This is a genomic window from Streptomyces sp. B15 (assembly GCF_018070605.1).
GTDB classification, from domain to species: Bacteria; Actinomycetota; Actinomycetes; order Streptomycetales; family Streptomycetaceae; genus Streptomyces; species Streptomyces smyrnaeus.
Genome location: NZ_JAGPXJ010000002.1, coordinates 148,374 through 165,547, shown reverse-complemented (window position 1 = coordinate 165,547; position 17,174 = coordinate 148,374). Strand labels below are relative to the sequence as shown.

The 17,174-nt window shown below is 70.3% G+C and carries 16 protein-coding genes; 7 read left to right on the top strand and 9 right to left on the bottom strand.

Features of this window, described 5'->3' with window-relative positions:
- Positions 1–11 precede the first annotated feature (11 nt).
- Together KBY19_RS02195 and KBY19_RS02190 are read right to left on the bottom strand one after the other, a co-directional pair.
- Positions 12–350 carry a hypothetical protein gene (locus tag KBY19_RS02195; protein ID WP_185017141.1) on the bottom strand — a complete coding sequence of 113 codons (339 nt, stop codon included), beginning with the start codon at positions 348–350 and terminating at the stop codon, positions 12–14.
- Between the two features lie 28 nt (positions 351–378).
- Complete coding sequence (locus KBY19_RS02190) at positions 379–2,049, bottom strand: sodium:solute symporter family protein (protein ID WP_099881784.1); 1,671 nt, start codon at positions 2,047–2,049, stop codon at positions 379–381.
- A gap of 280 nt (positions 2,050–2,329) precedes the next feature.
- Here KBY19_RS02190 and galT point away from each other — a divergent pair, with 280 nt between their 5' ends.
- The 5 genes from galT (at position 2,330) to KBY19_RS02165 (ending at position 7,702) form a co-directional block, all read left to right on the top strand.
- A complete protein-coding gene (galT, locus tag KBY19_RS02185; RefSeq protein ID WP_185017139.1) occupies positions 2,330–3,451 on the top strand; it encodes a galactose-1-phosphate uridylyltransferase in 1,122 nt (373 codons plus the stop codon).
- A 263-nt stretch (positions 3,452–3,714) separates the two neighbouring features.
- On the top strand, positions 3,715–4,722 hold the full coding sequence (gene galE, locus KBY19_RS02180; RefSeq protein WP_210965015.1) for a UDP-glucose 4-epimerase GalE: 1,008 nt from the start codon (positions 3,715–3,717) through the stop codon (positions 4,720–4,722).
- Positions 4,719–5,876, top strand: a complete 1,158-nt coding sequence (gene galK, locus KBY19_RS02175; RefSeq protein WP_185017137.1) for a galactokinase — start codon at positions 4,719–4,721, stop codon at positions 5,874–5,876. Before galE ends, galK begins: the two co-directional genes overlap by 4 nt.
- A 310-nt stretch (positions 5,877–6,186) precedes the next feature.
- Positions 6,187–7,095 carry a response regulator transcription factor gene (locus KBY19_RS02170; protein ID WP_185017135.1) on the top strand — a complete coding sequence of 303 codons (909 nt, stop codon included), beginning with the start codon at positions 6,187–6,189 and terminating at the stop codon, positions 7,093–7,095.
- A gap of 175 nt (positions 7,096–7,270) precedes the next feature.
- Entirely contained in the window at positions 7,271–7,702 is a 432-nt protein-coding gene (locus tag KBY19_RS02165) for a PPOX class F420-dependent oxidoreductase (protein WP_099881774.1), read from the top strand.
- A gap of 33 nt (positions 7,703–7,735) precedes the next feature.
- Here the strand turns inward: KBY19_RS02165 and KBY19_RS02160 are convergent, their stop codons facing one another.
- Both KBY19_RS02160 and KBY19_RS02155 read right to left on the bottom strand, forming a co-directional pair.
- A complete protein-coding gene (locus KBY19_RS02160) occupies positions 7,736–8,497 on the bottom strand; it encodes an SDR family NAD(P)-dependent oxidoreductase (protein WP_247690505.1) in 762 nt (253 codons plus the stop codon).
- A 53-nt stretch (positions 8,498–8,550) separates the two neighbouring features.
- Positions 8,551–9,048, bottom strand: coding sequence for a MarR family winged helix-turn-helix transcriptional regulator (locus tag KBY19_RS02155; protein WP_099881772.1), 498 nt, complete (start codon positions 9,046–9,048; stop codon positions 8,551–8,553).
- A 71-nt stretch (positions 9,049–9,119) separates the two neighbouring features.
- Between KBY19_RS02155 and KBY19_RS02150 the strand changes: the two genes are divergently transcribed.
- Positions 9,120–9,923 carry a trans-aconitate 2-methyltransferase gene (locus KBY19_RS02150; protein WP_210965013.1) on the top strand — a complete coding sequence of 268 codons (804 nt, stop codon included), beginning with the start codon at positions 9,120–9,122 and terminating at the stop codon, positions 9,921–9,923.
- 78 nt (positions 9,924–10,001) lie between these two features.
- Here the strand turns inward: KBY19_RS02150 and KBY19_RS02145 are convergent, their stop codons facing one another.
- The 4 genes from KBY19_RS02145 to KBY19_RS02130 form a co-directional block, all read right to left on the bottom strand.
- Positions 10,002–10,565 carry a GNAT family N-acetyltransferase gene (locus KBY19_RS02145; protein WP_099881769.1) on the bottom strand — a complete coding sequence of 188 codons (564 nt, stop codon included), beginning with the start codon at positions 10,563–10,565 and terminating at the stop codon, positions 10,002–10,004.
- A 92-nt stretch (positions 10,566–10,657) separates the two neighbouring features.
- Positions 10,658–11,218, bottom strand: coding sequence for a Uma2 family endonuclease (locus KBY19_RS02140; protein ID WP_247690531.1), 561 nt, complete (start codon positions 11,216–11,218; stop codon positions 10,658–10,660).
- Between the two features lie 212 nt (positions 11,219–11,430).
- Positions 11,431–12,033, bottom strand: coding sequence for a TetR/AcrR family transcriptional regulator (locus tag KBY19_RS02135; RefSeq protein WP_221506569.1), 603 nt, complete (start codon positions 12,031–12,033; stop codon positions 11,431–11,433).
- A 154-nt stretch (positions 12,034–12,187) separates the two neighbouring features.
- Positions 12,188–13,303: a fatty acid desaturase gene (locus KBY19_RS02130; protein ID WP_185017129.1), complete on the bottom strand. Its 1,116-nt coding sequence runs from the start codon at positions 13,301–13,303 to the stop codon at positions 12,188–12,190.
- Positions 13,304–13,734: 431 nt separating this feature from the next.
- Here KBY19_RS02130 and ppc point away from each other — a divergent pair, with 431 nt between their 5' ends.
- Entirely contained in the window at positions 13,735–16,479 is a 2,745-nt protein-coding gene (gene ppc / locus KBY19_RS02125) for a phosphoenolpyruvate carboxylase (RefSeq protein WP_307843423.1), read from the top strand.
- Positions 16,480–16,518: 39 nt separating this feature from the next.
- Here the strand turns inward: ppc and KBY19_RS02120 are convergent, their stop codons facing one another.
- Positions 16,519–17,034 carry a hypothetical protein gene (locus KBY19_RS02120; protein ID WP_210965010.1) on the bottom strand — a complete coding sequence of 172 codons (516 nt, stop codon included), beginning with the start codon at positions 17,032–17,034 and terminating at the stop codon, positions 16,519–16,521.
- Between the last annotated feature and the right edge of the window lie 140 nt (positions 17,035–17,174).

Below are 17,174 nucleotides of genomic sequence, written 5' to 3'. Positions count from 1 at the left end.
CCAGGGGGCGGTCACTCCGCCGCTTCGCTGTCCTGCGAGGAGGTGTCCTGCGGGGACGGCGGGGGGATGGTGGGGCTCAGGCGGAGCCACAGCAGGAACGCCAGGCCCAGGGCGAGCATGGCCAGGCCGGTCCACAGGTTGATGTTGATGTCCTGTGCCTTCTTGAGGTCCTCTTCGGAGGCGAAGATCCCCGCGATGGTGACGATCACGCCGTACACCACGAACAGGCCGCCGATGATGCGGCGTACGTCGAAGAGCCGCGCCGCGGTCTGCGACCGCCGCTCCAGTTCCTCCACGTCCTTGGCCACCTGCTGAGCGTCTGGCTTCGAGGGGGTGCTGTCATGACTCATGGGGCTTCAGTGTCCTTCGCGTCGGGGCTCAGAAGGAGAAGGGGATGTAGCAGATGGCGGCGAGGATCAGCGCGCCCCAGCCGAGCAGCGCGGGCCTGCGGTACCAGGCGTCGTCGCCCTCGCCGGGCGGCTCCGGCTCGCCGGGCGAGCGGGTGCCGTAGACGAGCCCCGCCAGTTCCTCGGCCGGCTTCGGCTTGGTGAACAGTGTGACGGCCACCATGACCACGGAGCCCACGACGAAGGCCACGATCGAGGAGACGAAGTTGGCGCCCTGGTCGCTGGGGATGTCGATGACGCCCTGCTTGTAGAACCAGAAGTAGTTCACCATCGCGCCGGCGGTGCCGGTCAGCAGCCCCCAGAAGCCCGCGGCGGGCGTGGTCTTCTTCCAGAACATGCCGATGATGAAGACGACGAAGAGCGGCACGTTGAAGAAGGAGAACAGCGTCTGCAGGTAGTTCATGATGTTGCTGAACGAGGAGGCGATGAACGCCGTCCCCATGCCGATCAGCACGCCGACGACGGTGACCCAGCGGGCGGTGGCCACATAGTGCTCGTCGGGCCGGTCCTTCTTCAGATACGCCGCGTAGATGTCGTTGGTGAAGACGGTGTTGAAGGAGGAGATGTTGGCCGCCATACCGGCCATGAACGCCGCCAGCAGACCGGTGACCGCGATACCGAGCACGCCGTTGGGCAGCAGGTCGCGCATCAGGACCGGGATGGCGTCGTTGTACTGCAACCCGTCCTCGGTCTTGCCCAGCGTGGGTTCCATGACGAGCGCGATCAGGCCGGGTATGACGACGACCGCGGGAATGAAGATCTTGGGGAAGGCCGCGATCAGCGGGGTGCGCCGGGCCGCGGAGAGGTTCTTGGCGGACAGCGCGCGCTGCACCTCGGCGAAGTTGGTCGTCCAGTAGCCGAAGCTCATCACGAAGCCGAGGCCCAGCACGATGGTGAGCCAGTTGGCGCCCAGCGGGTTGTCGGAGCCGATCCCGGTGCCGTCCCAGGCGGTCATGAAGGCGCCGCCCTTCTCACCGGAGAGGGTGTCGGTGATACCGCCCCAGCCGCCGACGCGCTTGAGGCCCACCACGGTGAGCGGGATCAGCGCGGCGAGGATCACGAAGAACTGCAGCACCTCGGTGTAGATCGCCGAGGACAGGCCGCCGAGCGTGATGTACGCGAGCACGAAGAAGCCCGCGACGACGATGGAGATCCACAGCTCCCAGCCCAGCAGCGCCTTCAGCACGAGGGCGAGCGCGTAGAGGTTGACGCCGGCGATCAGTACGGAGGAGACCGCGAAGATGACCGAGCTGAGCAGGTGGGAGGAGGGCCCGAACCGGTGCAGCAGGAACTCGGGCACCGAGCGGACCTTGGAGCCGTAGTAGAACGGCATCATCACCAGGCCGAGGAAGACCATGGCGGGAATGGCGCCGATCCAGTACCAGTGCACGGTGTAGACGCCGTACTGGGCGCCGTTGGCCGCCATGCCGAGGATCTCGGTGGCACCGAGGTTGGCCGCCACGAAGGCGAGGCCGGTGATCCAGGCGGGGAGCGACCGGCCGGAGAGGAAGAAGTCGAGGCTGGTCTTCACACTGCGCCGGGCGGCGAAGCCGATCCCGAGTACGACGGCGAAGTAGATGCCGAGGAGTGTGTAGTCGAGTCCGTTGGTGGGGAGCCGTAGCCCTTCGGCCAGGTGCAACATGGGTCACTCGCTTCATTGCGCGATCGGAACGGACGCGAACGTACCGCCGACGTTTCACTTTTTGAAAGGTCATGTTGCAGGAGTTTGTTTGATTGTGATGATTGTCGAGGGGTGGTAGCGGCGGATCATCCGGTTTGCCCGCTCTGTCGCGAGGCTCCGGGGTGGGGGTGGAGGTCGGAAGTCGCCGCACTGCCCGGTTCCCTGTCACCTTTCGTTCGCTGTTGGCTCCTGGTTCTTTGTGTGTGATTATGTTTGAGGCCTAGGAACGAGGAGCCATCCGGTGAAGAAGACCTCAGGCCGTCTTGCCGACGGCCGCGAGATCGTTTACTACGACCTGAGCGACGATGCCGTCCGCACCGCCGCCGACCGGCGTCCGATGCCCGCCACGGAGGCGCTCTCCCAGATCCGGCACGACCCGCTGCTGGACGAGTGGGTCGGTGTCACCGCGCACCGCAACGCCCGCACGTACCATCCGCCGGCCGACGAGTGCCCGCTGTGCCCCTCCCGGGAGGGGCGGATGAGCGAGATCCCGGAGCCTGACTACGACGTCGCCGTCTTCGAGAACCGTTTCCCCTCCTTCCACGGCGCGCCCGGCAAGGAGGAGACCGAGGACTCCGCCGGGCTCTTCCGGCACGCGCCCGGCGCCGGCCGGTGCGAGGTCGTCAGCTTCACCTCGGACCACCAGGCCTCCTTCGCCGACCTCGACGAGGAGCAGGCCCGACTCGTCCTGGACGTGTGGACCGACCGCACCGCGGATCTGTCCCGATCGCCCGGTGTCGAGCAGGTGTACTGCTTCGAGAACCGCGGCGAGGAGATCGGGGTGACCCTCTCCCACCCGCACGGTCAGATCTACGGCTATCCGTTCACCACCCCGCGCACCGTCCGGATGCTGCGCTCTGTGGCCGAGCACGCGGCCAAGGCCGGCGGCAACCTCTTCGACGACCTCGTCGCGGCCGAACGCGCCGCCCAGGAGCGGGTGGTCATCGAGGGCGAACACTGGACGGCGTTCGTGCCCTACGCCGCACACTGGCCGTACGAGGTGCATCTGTACCCCAGATCCCGGGTGCCCGATCTGCTCGCGCTCGGCGAGGAGGCCCGCGCGGAGTTCCCCCGCATCTACCTGGAGCTGCTGCGCCGCTTCGACCGTCTGTTCGGCGAGCCCGCGTCCCGTACCCCCTACATCGCCGCCTGGCACCAGGCACCGTTCCCCGACGGCTCCGTCGACGGCGATCCCCGCCTCGCGGCTCGCGACGAGTTCGCACTGCATCTGGAGCTTTTCACCATCCGACGGGCTCCCGGCAAGCTGAAGTTCCTCGCGGGTTCCGAATCCGGCATGAACGTGTTCATCAACGATGTGCCCCCGGAAGCCGCGGCGCAGCGCCTGCGGGAGGTGGCTTCATGAAACGCACAGAGAGAGATGGTTTCGTGGGGCCCGTCGACGCGGAGGCGACCGCCGTGTGGGCGGAGAAGCGAACGAAGGACGCTGGTGAGCGACGTGCACGCGGCTGCCGGGGCGCGGTCGAGGATGGTGGGTCAGGCTGCCGTGTGGGCGGAGAAGCGAACAAAGGACGCTGGTGAGCGACGTGCACGCGGCTGCCGGGGCGCGGTCGAGGATGGTGGGTCAGGCCGCCGTGTGGGCGGAGAAGCGAACAAAGGACTGGGGTAATGGCTAAGTACCTGGTGACCGGCGGGGCCGGATATGTGGGCAGCGTCGTGGCGGCCCACCTGCTGCAGGCAGGGCACACCGTCACGGTGCTCGACGACCTCGACACCGGCTTCCCCCAGGGCGTACCGGCCGGTGCCGAGTTCGTCCGCGGCCGCATCCAGGACGCCGCACGCGTACTGGACGCCTCGTACGACGGCGTACTGCACTTCGCCGCGCACTCCAAGGTGGGCGAGTCCGTCGAGCATCCCGAGAAGTACTGGCGCAACAACGTCGGCGGCACCATCGAACTGCTGGCCGCCATGCGCCGGGCGGGCGTGGGCAAGCTGGTCTTCTCCTCCACGGCCGCCGTCTACGGTGAACCGGAGCGCACTCCCATCACCGAGACCGACCCCGCCGCGCCCACCAGCCCGTACGGCGCGTCGAAACTGGCCGTCGACCACATGATCAGCGGCGAGTGCGCGGCGCACGGGCTGGCCGCGGCCTCGCTGCGCTACTTCAATGTGGCGGGCGCCTACTTCGCCGCCGACGGCACCGCCTACGGTGAGCGCCACGACCCCGAGTCGCACCTGATCCCGCTGGTGCTCCAGGTCGCCCAGGGGCGGCGCGCCAGGATCTCCGTCTACGGCGACGACTACCCGACGCCCGACGGCACCTGCGTGCGCGACTACATCCACGTCGCCGACCTGGCCAAGGCCCACCTCCTCGCCCTCGACAGCGCGACCGCGGGCGAGCATCTGATCTGCAACCTCGGCAACGGCAACGGTTTCTCGGTACGGGAGGTCATCGAGACCGTCCGCAAGGTCACCGGGTACGACGTACCGGAGGAGGTCGCCCCGCGCCGGGGTGGTGACCCGGCGGTGCTGGTCGCCTCCGCCGAGCGGGCCCGGCAGGCGCTGGGCTGGCGGCCGGAGCGCAGCGGACTGGAGGAGATCGTGGCGGACGCCTGGCGATTCGCGCAGGACGTGGCGGGCACCGCCCAGGAGCGGACACCGGAGGGCGCAGCGTGAGTCGGAAGGTCCGCGAGGGGTTCGTGGAGGTCTACGGGGCCGAGCCGGAGGGTGTCTGGGCGGCGCCGGGCCGGGTGAACCTCATCGGCGAACACACGGACTACAACGACGGTTTCGTGATGCCCCTCGCCCTTCCGCACACGGTGCACGCGGCCGTCTCCCGGCGCGACGACGGTGTGCTGCGGCTGCACTCGGCGGATGTGCCGGGCGCCGCCTACCAGCTGCGGCTCGACGAGCTGACGCCGGGCGCGGACGGGGGCTGGGCCGCGTACCCGTCCGGTGTCGTATGGGCGCTGCGCGAGGCGGGGTTGCCGATCGGCGGCGCGGACGTGCAGATCTCCAGCACCGTGCCCACCGGTGCCGGGCTCTCCTCGTCGGCGGCGCTGGAGGTCGCCACCGCGCTCGCGCTGTCGGAGCTGTACGAGCTGGGGCTGTCCCGGCCGTGGCTGGCGCGGCTGTGCCAGCGCGCGGAGAACGACTTCGTCGGCATGCCCTGCGGGATCATGGACCAGATGGCCTCCGCCTGCTGCGCCGAGGGCCATGTACTGCACCTGGACACCCGCGACCTGACTCAGCGGCAGGTACCTTTCGACCTCTCCGCCGAGGGACTGCGGATGCTCGTCGTCGACACCCGCGTCAAGCACACGCTGGCCGACGGCGCCTACGCGGGGCGCCGCCGAGCGTGCGAGGCGGGCGCGAGGGCGCTCGAAGTCTCGGCGCTGCGCGATGTGGCCCACGAGGAGCTCGACGCGGCGCTCGCCCGCCTGGACGCCCGGTTGGACGACCCCGAGGTGCGCGGCTGTGTACGGCACATCGTCACGGAGAACCGGCGGGTCGAGGAGACGATCGCCCTGCTGGACGCGGGCGAGACGCGCGCGGTGGGCGCGGTACTGACCGCGGGGCACGCCTCCCTGCGGGACGACTTCCGTGTCTCCTGCGAGGAACTGGACCTGGTGGTCGACACCGCGCTCGCCGCGGGTGCGCTCGGCGCCCGGATGACCGGCGGCGGCTTCGGCGGTTCGGCGATCGTGCTGGCCGAGGAGACGCAGACCGAGAAGATCGCAGAGGCGGTGACCTCGGCGTTCGAGGCCGGGGGCCATCTGGTGCCGCAGGTGTTCGAGGCGGTGCCGAGCGCGGGTGCGCGGCGCTTGTGAGACGGCTGCTCCCGGGCGCGCGACGCCTGTCCCGCGCGCGGATTCCGGCCGCGCGCCTGCGCTCCTGACGCGCCCCGGCGCGCCCCTCGTGGGATCACGAGTGGAACGATTTTTGTGATTTGCCTTCCGTTGTCACAGCCCAGCCGTACCCTGAATCTTGTACAGCGCCGGTGGGGGCCGGTGCTGATCAGGGGGCGAGACAGCCGGGTACGACGCCCAGGGGCGGGGTAGACAGCGAACACGGCGGCGGCCGTGTCGATGGCGCGCTTTCCCGCGCATGGGCGCCGTGCCCGCACTGCCAGGGGGTGCCATGCAACGTATTCGCGTGCTGGTGGTCGACGACCACCGCATTTTCGCCGAGTCCTTGGCCGCGGCGCTCGCGGCGGAACAGGACGTCGAAGTCGGCGCGGCGGGCAGTGGCGCGGCAGCGCTGCGCCATCTGGAGCGTGGCGCGGCAGAGGGCCGCCGGTTCGACGTCCTGCTCGTCGACGCCGATCTGGGCGCCCCGCTGAACGGCGCGGCGCAGCCCGCCCACGGTGCGATGCCCGGCCCGGGACCCGTGCCCGCCCAGGGCGGAGCGCCCCAGCCGGCTTCGGCACGGACCAACGGTGACAGGCACCTGCCCGGCAGGCTGCTGGGCACCTCCGACGAACCGTCGGCACCGGCGGTCACCGGCGCGGCGGTCGCCTCGACCGCCGATACGCCGGCGACCGCGGTCGCCACCGGCGGGTTACCGCTGGTGGCGCGCGTGCGCGCCGACTATCCGACGGTGCGCACCGTCGTCCTGGCCGAACGGGACGACCCCCGGCACGCCGCCGCTGCGCTCCAGGCGGGCGCGGGCGGCTGGGTCGCCAAGGACTGCTCCCTCTCCCGGCTGCTGCAGGTGATCCGCGGTGTCCTCAAGGACGAGACCCATCTGCCGCCCGCCCTCCTCACCGGCGTGCTCAAGGAGTTGACCGCCAGCCGCAAGCACCGCACCGAGAGCGAACGCCTCGTGGAGTCCCTGACCCCGCGCGAGCGGGAGGTGCTGCGGTGCATGGTGGCGGGGCTGGGACGCAAGGCCGTCGCGGAACGGCTGTATCTGTCGCCGCACACGGTGCGCACCCATATGCAAAACGTCCTGGGGAAGCTGGGCGTCCACTCGACCCTGCAGGCCGTCGCCCTGGCCCGGCGCGCCGGGGTGGGCCCGGCGGAGCTGGAGCCGGCGGGAGCACGCTGACTCCGGCACCCTCGGGTCCGGCTCCGGCTGCCGCCTCCCGCGTCGTGTCCGGCTCCTGCTGTCGGTGCCGGGTTCTAGGCTGAGGTCCGAAGTCCGTGATCACCTGATCATCTCTGATCCGAAGCCTGTGATCACCTCTGATCCGATCGTCCGGACCGACTGCGGAGACGTGGCAATGCAGCAGATGACCGAAGCCCAGTGGCGCGACTTCGTCCTCACGGGCACCCGCACCGGGAAGCTGGCGACCACCCGCAAGGACGGCCGCCCTCATGTCACCCCCGTATGGTTCCTGCTGGACGAGGAGGGCCAACTGCTCTTCAACACCGGCGGCAGTTCGCTCAAGTACCGCTCCTTGCGCCGCGACCCGCGCTTCGCGCTCTGTGTGGACACCCAGGAGCCGCCGTTCAGCTTTGTGATGCTGGAATGCGTCGCGGCCCAGTTCATCGACGATCTGGAGCTGATGCGCGAGTGGGCCACCCGGATCGCCGGCCGCTACATGGGCGCCGACCGGGCCGAGACCTTCGGGGCACGCAATGCCGTCCCCGGCGAGTATCTGGTGCGGGCCCGTATCGAGCGGGCCATCGCCCACGCGGACATGGCCGACTGAGCCGGGGCGGCTCGCTCGGGGCCCCAGCCCGGCTCACACAGAGTTCTTGAATACGCTCCAGCCTCCGTCCACCACCAGTCCGGCGCCCGTCACGAAGGAGGCGTCCTGCGAGAGCAGGAAGGCGATGGCGGCGGCGACCTCGTCGGGGCGCCCATGGCGGCCGACGACCGTCTCGCCGGCCGCCTGTCGCCGGTCCTCCTCGTCGACCTCGTCCCAGGCGGGCGTCATGATCGGCCCCGGCAGTACGGAGTTGACCCGTACCCGGGGACCGAAGTCGGCGGCGAGCTGGCGGCCGAGGCCGGTGAGGCCCGCCTTGCTGGCGGCGTACGCGGGCCGTCCGGGCAGTCCGACGAGGGCGTGCACGGAGGAGGTCAGCACCACGGCGCCGCCCCGCTCGCGCAGATCGCCGGCGCAGGCACGGACTCCGAGGAAGGCTCCGGTCAGATTCACCCCGAGCTGGGCCTCCCAGTCGGAGACGGAGATCTCGTCGACGGCGCCACCGCGCACCAGCGCCGCGTTGCAGACCAGCCCGTCCACCGGCCCGAACCCCTCGCGGGCGGTCTCCACCGCGCGCCTCCAGGCCGGTTCGTCCGTGACGTCACCGAGAACGAACGCCGCCCGTCCGCCCGAGGCGGTGATCTCCCGCGCGGTGCGGTGCGCACCGGCCTCTTCCTTGTCGAGGATGACGACGGCCGCGCCCTCGTCGGCCAGCCGGTGCGCCGTGGCGGCACCGATGCCGGAGCCGCCACCGGAGATGATGACCGTATGTCCCTCGAACCGCGCGCCCATGGCCATGCGCGTGATCGTACGGCCCAGGATGCGCGCGGGGTAGAGCCCCGGGACAGGGCTCAGGTGGGGATGTTGTCGAACGGTGCCGTCAGCTGACGCAGCAGTGAGGCCAACTCGCCGCGCTGCAGCGGGGAGAGCTCGGCGAGAATGGCGCGCTCCTGGTCGAGCAGCCCGGCCAGTGCGCTGTCGGCGCGGTCCCGTCCCTCGGCCGTGAGCCGGACCAGGACCCCGCGCCGGTCGCTGGGGTCGGGCAGCCGCTCGACGAGCCCCTTCTTGGCGAGGCGGTCGATGCGGTTGGTCATCGTGCCGGACGTGACCAGGGTCTGGGTGAGCAACTGGCCGGGCGAGAGCTGGTAGGGGGTGCCCGCACGGCGGAGCGCGGTCAGCACATCGAACTCCCACGGCTCCAGACCGTGCTCGGAGAACGCGATACGGCGGGCGCGGTCCAGGTGCCGGGCCAGTCTGCTGACCCGGCTGAGCACCTCGAGCGGCTCGACGTCGAGGTCAGGGCGCTCTCGGCGCCATGCTGCCACCAAACGGTCGACCTCGTCCTCCATGGGATCAGTGTAGAGGTTGTGTCGACGTGAAGTCTCTTGACGTCAAGAGAGAGCGCGTGCACCCTGCTGCCATGTGGGACCCCCAGCAGTATCTACGGCACTCAGGCCCTCGCCTTCGTCCCGTTCTCGATCTCCTCGCACAGGTACCCGATCAACTGCCGGGTCATCCTCGCGTCCGGATCGCCGACCTCGGTTGCGGCCCCGGTGGCCCCAGCACACCACTGGCCGAGCGGTGGCCCGAGGCGCACATCACCGGATACGACAACTCACCGGAGATGCTCCGCGAGGCCGCGGCGCACGCCCGTCCGGGCCGCCTCGACTTCGCCCACGCCGACCTGGCCCACTGGCGCCCCGACCCCGTGGAGGACTTCGGGCTGCTCTTCTCCAACGCCGCCCTCCAGTGGGTGCCCGGCCACCAGAACTCCTTCCCCGACTGGCTCGCGGCCCTGCCGTCCGGTGGTGTCCTCGCCTTCCAGGTGCCCGGCAACTTCCGGGCTCCGAGCCACACCCTGTTGAGTGAACTGCGCGACTCCCCTCGCTGGCGCGACCGCGTCGGCGCACCCTCCCGCGCCGACACCGTGCTGAGCCCCGCCGAGTACGCGGACCTCCTCGCCCCGCTGGGCCCCGAGGGCTGCGACGTCGACGCCTGGGAGACGACCTACCTCCACCGGCTGACCGGCCCCGACCCCGTACTCGAATGGACCAAGGGCACCGCACTGCGCCCCGTACTGGCCCGCCTGGCGGATGACCCCGCCGCCCGCGACAGCTTCCTCGCCGAGTACGCGGAAGCTCTCCGCGAGGCATATCCACGCGCCGCGGACGGCACGACGGCGTTCCCGTTCCGCCGGGTCTTCGCTGTCGCGGTGAAGCGGTGAACCGGTGACTCGTCGCGGTCCCGGCTGCGGTCGCCGGCGCGCTGCGGTGGCGGTCGCTGTCGCGGTGCGGGAGGGGCGCTAGGACGCCTGTCCGGCGGCGCGCCACTCCGGGGCGAGGACCGACCAGATCTCCATGTCGGCCCGCTTGCCGCGGTAGAGGAAGCTCTCCCGCAGGACGCCGTCCTTCGTCATGCCCAGGCGGCGGGCGACGGCGATGCTGGGCTCGTTCGCCGCGGACACGTGCCACTCGACGCGGTGGATGCCCCGTTCCTCGACGGCCCAGTCGATGATGACGCGTACCGCGCGGGTCACCAGCCCCTTGCCCACGGCCGAGGGTTCGAGCCAGCAGCCGGCCTCGGCGTTGCCCTGGGGCACGTCCATCGTGCGGAAGAGTACCCCGCCGACCAACTCGTCCTCGGCCGTCCAGATGCCGTAGATTCGCCCGGTGTCGGCGGCGGCCTTCTCTGCGTAGGACTGGAGGAAGGCGCGCGCCGACTCCAGATCCTTGTTGGCGTCGGGCAGCCCCACATGCGCCCCGATGAACTCCCGCCCGCGCTCGATGTGGGCGAGGAACTCCTCGGCCTGCCACGGTTCGAGGGGGCGCAGTTCCGCACCGTCGTCACCCAGGGATATCGCGAACATCCTCGTCCTCCGCGGTCGAAGGTGTGCACACCTCGGCACACCGCGAGGGGAGCTTCGCACACGTTCCGTTTCGGACCGAGGGATTTTCGGCGCTACCGGAGGTCCAGTGACGACAAGGTGATGTCGATGCTGATGTCGTACGGAACGCTGACCTTGAGCTGACCATGATGGATGCCGGTCAGCGTGTAGCCCCTGGTCACGGGGTCGAGTTCGTAGACCCGGACGACCGGGTGAGGTTCGGTACCCGCAGTCTCCACCAGCCAGAAGTTCGGGATGCCCGCCGCCGCATACTTCCTGGGCTTGACGTCGTGATCGCGGACTTCGGACTCGGGCGAGACGACCTCGACCGCAAGGACCAGATCTTCGGCACGGTACCGGGACTGCTCCAGTCCCTCGACCGAATCCCTGCGGACCACGGAGATATCCGGTTCCACGCCATTGCGCCGGTCCAGAAGCACGGTCATCTCCCGCTCGACTTCCAGCTCCCCGGGAAGCGTGGTCAGAAGCCCTCGTGTGAGGACGTCAATCATCCGCCAGTGGAAGCGTCGCTGCGGACTCACGAAAACCAGACTCCCGTCGATCAGCTCGGTGTGCGGCGGGAGGTCGGGCAGCGTGAACAGGTCGTCCACGGTGTATCCGTCCAGGGGCGGCATCGGCCAGCGCCTGCCGGGTTCGCGCGCGGGTTGAGGCGCAGACTGACGCTCGGCCTCAGGCTGGCGCTCAGGCTCGGGCTCGTGCCCGGCGATCGGCTCGGCAGTCATTGTTCCTCCCATAAGTGGGATTCTCGGCCTGCGCTTCCACGGTAGCGGGCGGGTACGACGGAGATCGTCCAAATGGGTGACGGCCCCCGCAGGGGGCCGACGGTTCACGACCTCCTGTGACCGATCAGGCGCGGCTTCTGCTCCAGCCCGTCCAGGCCGTGCCAGGCGAGGTTGACCAGATGCGCCGCCACCTCGGCCTTCTTCGGCTTGCGGACGTTGAGCCACCACTGCCCCGTGAGGGCGACCATGCCGACGAGGGCCTGGGCGTAGAGGGGGGAGAGCTTGGCGTCGAAGCCGCGGTTCTTGAACTCGCGGCCGAGGATGTCCTCGACCTGGGTGGCGATGTCGGAGATCAGCGACGCGAAGGTGCCGGTCGACTGGGGGAGGGGGGAGTCCCGCACCAGGATGCGGAAGCCGTCGGTGTACTGCTCGATGTAGTCGAGCAGCGCGAAGGCGGCCTGTTCCAGCAGCTCACGGGGGTGGCCCCCCGTGAGCGCCCCGGTCACCATGTCCAGCAGGCGCCGCATCTCACGGTCGACGACGACCGCGTACAGGCCCTCCTTGCCGCCGAAGTGTTCGTAGACGACAGGCTTGGAGACCCCGGCCTTGTGGGCGATCTCCTCCACCGACGTTCCCTCGAAGCCACGTTCGGCGAAGAGGGTGCGGCCGATGTCCAGCAGCTGTTCGCGGCGCTCCTTGCCGGTCATCCGGCGACGGGCACGCTTCTTCGGACTGCTGGACGGCGGCGTCCCGCCGCTGAACGGCGGCGTCGTCTCGTCGGTCGGCACAGAGTGGGCCTTCCCTGTCGTATGGCTGTCTCGGGACCCGGGGGCCTGGCTGGGCCCCTGGGTCAGCACAGCATCATGCCGCCTGGGCCGACTGGTCGGGACGGCGGGAGTCGGCCTCGGTCGTCCCGTCCGTCGCCGGCTCCTGCTCCGCCTGCGCCGTCTTACGGCGGCGCGAGCCTTCCGTGTTGCGCTTCGAGTCGAGCCGGTCGAGCTTCGGCCAGCGCACGTCGTATGCCCAGCCGGCCTTCTCGAACCAGCGGATGATGCGCGCGCTGGAGTCGATCTGTCCGCGCTGGACGCCGTGCCGGGCGCAGGTGGGGTCCGCGTGGTGCAGGTTGTGCCACGACTCGCCGCAGGACAGGATCGCCAGCCACCACACGTTGCCCGACCGGTCACGGGACTTGAAGGGGCGCTTGCCGACGGCGTGGCAGATGGAGTTGATCGACCAGGTGACGTGGTGCAGCAGCGCGACGCGCACCATGGAGCCCCAGAAGAAGGCGGTCACCGCGCCCTGCCACGACCAGGTGGCGAGTCCGCCGATCACCGGCGGGATCATCAGGGAGACGACGGTCCACATCACGAACTGGCGGGAGACGGCGCGCAGCGCGGGGTCCTTGACCAGGTCGGGCGCGTACTTGTGCTGCGGCGTCTGCTCCTCGTCGAACATCCATGCGACGTGCGCCCACCACAGGCCCTTCATCAGCGCGGGGATCGTCTCCCCGTAGCGCCACGGGGAGTGCGGGTCGCCCTCGGCGTCGGAGAACTTGTGGTGCTTGCGGTGGTCGGCGACCCAGCGCACCAGCGGACCCTCGACGGCGAGCGAGCCCATGACCGCGAGCGCGATCCGCAGCGGCCGCTTCGCCTTGAACGAGCCGTGCGTGAAGTAGCGGTGGTAGCCGATCGTGATGCCGTGGCAGCCGATGTAGTACATCGCGACCATCAGCCCCAGATCCAGCCAGCTCACCCCCCATCCCCAGGCCAGCGGCACCGCGGCCACCAGTGCGACGAACGGGACGGTGATGAACAGCAGCAGCGCGATCTGTTCGGCCGAGCGCCGCTTCTCACCGCCCAGCGTCGCGGACGGCAGGGCGGTCGGGGAGGTGGCCGCTCCGGGGGTGGAGTCGGCCTCCGGCGAGTCGGCGGGGGCGGCTTGTGGCGAACTGTCGAGCACGTCCGGGCTTGTCGTCATAGATTCCCTCATTGGACCTCGGCTTGGCTACGGTTCCGTAACCTACGGCGTCGTAAGTATGGCAGCAGTAAGTCACGGGACAAGAGGGGTGCGCGCGCCGGGGCGGGGCCCGCCACGCTTCCCACCCTTCGGACGGGAGTCCTGTACCACGCTGAGGCCGACCTATCCTTGTTCCGTCGGACAGCGCGGTCCGCCACCTGCCCGAAGCACACCCGCAAGGGAAGCAACCCCGCAAGGGAGCCGCACCTGTGAGCAGCGCCGACAGCAACCAGCGAACCCCCGAGCCGCCGGAGAACCTGCCCGGATCGAGTGACCCCGGGACGGCCGGAAGTGTCCAGGGCGGTCCTGCTCCCGGCGGGAATCCGTCCCGAAGGAGTCCCTCCGAGGGGACGGCCTCGGGCGGGGAGTCCGCAGGCAGCCACCCCCTCAGCGTGGACAGCGTCGACAGCGTGGACGCGGCCGAGGCCACCTCGGCCCTGCGTGCGGACATCCGCAGACTGGGCGACCTGCTCGGCGAGACACTGGTGCGCCAGGAGGGCGCAGAACTGCTCGACCTGGTGGAACGGGTACGCGCGCTCACCCGCAGCAACGGCGAGGCAGCCGCCGAGCTGCTGGGCGAGACCGACCTGGAGACCGCCATCAAGCTGGTGCGCGCCTTCTCCACCTACTTCCACCTCGCCAACGTCACCGAGCAGGTGCACCGCGGCCGCGAGCTGCGCCAGCGCCGCTCCGGCGACGGCGGGATGCTCGCCCGTACCGCCGACATGCTCAAGGACGCCGACCCGGCGCATCTGGCGAACACCGCGCGTAACCTTTCGGTACGCCCCGTCTTCACCGCCCACCCCACCGAGGCGGCCCGCCGCTCGGTACTGACGAAGCTGCGCAAGATCGCCGAGCTGCTGGAGGAGGCGGACGGCAAGCTGGGCGGCGCCGAGCGCCGCCGCACCGATCTGCGGCTGGCCGAGAACGTCGACCTGATCTGGCAGACCGACGAGCTGCGCGTCGCCCGCCCCGAGCCCGCCGACGAGGCCCGGAACGCCATCTACTACCTGGACGAGCTGCACCGCGGCGCCGTCGGCGACGTACTGGAGGACCTGGCCGCCGAGCTGGAGCGCGCCGGAGCCCCGCTGCCGTCCGGCACCCGCCCGCTGACCTTCGGCACCTGGATCGGCGGCGACCGCGACGGCAACCCCAACGTCACGCCCGAGGTCACCTGGGACGTGCTGCTGCTGCAGCACGAGCACGGCATCGACGACGCCCTCGCCCACGTGGACGAGCTGCGCGGAGCCCTCTCCAACTCGATCCGCAACTGCGGCGCCACGCAGCCGCTGCTGGATTCACTCGAAAGAGACCTCGTCCGGCTTCCGGAGATCAGCCCCCGCTACAAGCGGCTCAACAAGGAAGAGCCCTACCGGCTCAAGGCCACCTGCATCCGGCAGAAGCTGCTCAACACCCGCACCCGGCTGGCCGAGAAGCTCCCGCACACCGACGGCTGGGACTATCTGGGCACCGGCGAGCTGCTGGCCGACCTCGCCCTCATCCAGGACTCGCTGCGCGAGCACCGCGGCGGCCTGGTCGCCGACGGCCGCCTGGAGCGCGCCATGCGCACCATGGCCGCCTTCGGCCTCCAGCTCGCCACGATGGACGTACGCGAGCACGCCGAGGCCCACCACCACGCGCTCGGCCAGCTCTTCGACCGGCTCGGTGAGGAGTCCTGGCGCTACGCCGACATGCCGCGCGACTACCGGCAGCGGCTGCTGGCCAAGGAGCTGCGCTCCCGCCGGCCGCTCTCCCCGAGCCCCGCGCCGCTGGACGCCGCGGGCGCCAAGACGCTCGGCGTCTTCGAGACCGTCCGCAAGGCGCTGGAGACCTTCGGACCCGAGGTCATCGAGTCGTACATCATCTCGATGTGCCAGGGCGCCGACGACGTGTTCGCCGCCGCCGTCCTCGCCCGCGAGGCCGGGCTGATCGATCTGCACGGCGGCTGGGCCAAGATCGGCATCGTGCCGCTGCTGGAGACCACCGACGAGCTGAAGATCGCCGACGAGCTCCTCGACGCGATGCTCTCCGACCCCTCCTACCGCAAGCTGGTCTCCCTGCGCGGCGACCTCCAGGAGGTCATGCTCGGCTACAGCGACTCCTCCAAGTTCGGCGGCATCACCACCAGCCAGTGGGAGATCCACCGCGCCCAGCGCCGACTGCGCGACGTCGCCCACCGGCACGGTGTACGGCTGCGGCTCTTCCACGGCCGGGGCGGCACCGTCGGCCGCGGTGGCGGCCCCACCCACGACGCGATCCTCGCCCAGCCCTGGGGCACCCTGGAGGGCGAGATCAAGGTCACCGAGCAGGGCGAGGTCATCTCCGACAAGTACCTGGTGCCCTCGCTGGCCCGGGAGAACCTGGAGCTGACCGTCTCGGCCACCCTCCAGGCGTCGGCCCTGCACACCGCGCCCCGCCAGTCCGACGAGGCGTTGGCCCGCTGGGACGCGGCGATGGACACCGTCTCGGACGCGGCGCACCGTGCCTACCGCGAGCTGGTCGAGGACCCGGACCTGCCCGCGTACTTCTTCGCCTCCACGCCTGTCGACCAGCTCGCCGAACTCCACCTGGGCTCCCGCCCCTCCCGCCGCCCCGACACCGGAGCGGGCCTGGACGGACTGCGCGCCATCCCGTGGGTGTTCGGCTGGACCCAGTCGCGGCAGATCGTCCCCGGCTGGTTCGGCGTCGGCACGGGCCTGAAGGCCGCCCGCGAGGCCGGACTCGACAGCGTGCTGGAAGAGGCGCACACCCACTGGCACTTCTTCCGCAACTTCCTCTCCAACGTCGAGATGACGCTGGCCAAGACGGATCTGCGGATCGCCCGCCACTACGTCGAGACGCTCGTTCCGCAGGAACTGCGGCACGTCTTCGCCACCATCGAGGCCGAACACGCCCGCACGGTCGAGGAAGTGCTCCGTATAACAGGCGAGAGCGAGCTGCTGGAGGCCAACCCGGTCCTCCAGCAGACGCTGAAGATCCGCGACGCCTACCTCGACCCGATCTCCTACCTGCAGGTCACCCTGCTGCACCGCCAGCGGGAGGCCACCGCCCAGGGCAAGGAGCCGGACGAGAACCTGGGCCGCGCGCTGCTGCTGACCGTCAACGGTGTGGCGGCCGGCCTGCGCAACACCGGCTGACGGCCTCCGGCGGCGTACGGGGCCTGGGTGCTGCTCGTCTCAGAACGCGAGCAGCGCCCAGGCCCCGCCCATGATCAGGGCCCCGCACGCCCCGGTCAGCAGGGCCGTCCTCTTCATCCGCAGGCCGCCCGCGATCACCAGCGAGGCCAGCAGCAGCGCCCCGCCCAGCGGTACCCACGCGTAGAGAATCCCGGCGGGCCCGGTCCGTATGACGTGGTCCGTACCGGGCTGTACGGCCACGTCCACCGTCTGCCCCTCCCCGCCGGAGACGAACTCGGAGACGGTCACCCGCTCCGGCTCGGACGTCTTCTCGCTGAGGAACGTCCCGGTGCACTCGTCGTCCCCGCACTCCTTCACAGTGACGGTGCCGCGCTCGTCGCCCGTCATGGCGGTGGCCGCCGTCTCCCACGACGTCCACACCCCGGCCACCACCAGCACCAGCGCGATCAGCGCCATCAGCCCGGCCCGCGCCAGCAGCAGCATCCCGAAGGCGCTCTCGCCGAGCCGCCGCATACGGCTGCGCTTGGCTGTGGTCTGTGCGGCACGTGAAGACATGGCGGAGATCCTGGCCACTTGACGGTAGCCGGTCAACCTCGGCCGACCGGCTTGTGGGTGCTTGGGCCACTATCGGAGGGCGGCCAGGGATCACTATCGGAATCGTGTCCTCCGACGCCATTGGTAAGACTGTTCGCGGT

What these genes read in the sequence shown, in the direction of transcription:
- KBY19_RS02155 (WP_099881772.1), bottom strand. Translation starts at nt 9,048, where the DNA reads ATGGAGGACGAGGTCGACCGTTTGGTGGCAGCATGGCGCCGAGAGCGC.
- KBY19_RS02130 (WP_185017129.1), bottom strand. Translation starts at nt 13,303, where the DNA reads ATGACGACAAGCCCGGACGTGCTCGACAGTTCGCCACAAGCCGCCCCC.
- KBY19_RS02140 (WP_247690531.1), bottom strand. Translation starts at nt 11,218, where the DNA reads ATGCCGCCCCTGGACGGATACACCGTGGACGACCTGTTCACGCTGCCC.
- KBY19_RS02150 (WP_210965013.1), top strand. Translation starts at nt 9,120, where the DNA reads ATGTGGGACCCCCAGCAGTATCTACGGCACTCAGGCCCTCGCCTTCGT.
- KBY19_RS02160 (WP_247690505.1), bottom strand. Translation starts at nt 8,497, where the DNA reads ATGGCCATGGGCGCGCGGTTCGAGGGACATACGGTCATCATCTCCGGT.
- KBY19_RS02120 (WP_210965010.1), bottom strand. Translation starts at nt 17,034, where the DNA reads ATGTCTTCACGTGCCGCACAGACCACAGCCAAGCGCAGCCGTATGCGG.
- KBY19_RS02195 (WP_185017141.1), bottom strand. Translation starts at nt 350, where the DNA reads ATGAGTCATGACAGCACCCCCTCGAAGCCAGACGCTCAGCAGGTGGCC.
- KBY19_RS02165 (WP_099881774.1), top strand. Translation starts at nt 7,271, where the DNA reads ATGCAGCAGATGACCGAAGCCCAGTGGCGCGACTTCGTCCTCACGGGC.
- KBY19_RS02170 (WP_185017135.1), top strand. Translation starts at nt 6,187, where the DNA reads ATGCAACGTATTCGCGTGCTGGTGGTCGACGACCACCGCATTTTCGCC.
- KBY19_RS02190 (WP_099881784.1), bottom strand. Translation starts at nt 2,049, where the DNA reads ATGTTGCACCTGGCCGAAGGGCTACGGCTCCCCACCAACGGACTCGAC.
- galE (WP_210965015.1), top strand. Translation starts at nt 3,715, where the DNA reads ATGGCTAAGTACCTGGTGACCGGCGGGGCCGGATATGTGGGCAGCGTC.
- KBY19_RS02135 (WP_221506569.1), bottom strand. Translation starts at nt 12,033, where the DNA reads ATGACCGGCAAGGAGCGCCGCGAACAGCTGCTGGACATCGGCCGCACC.
- KBY19_RS02145 (WP_099881769.1), bottom strand. Translation starts at nt 10,565, where the DNA reads ATGTTCGCGATATCCCTGGGTGACGACGGTGCGGAACTGCGCCCCCTC.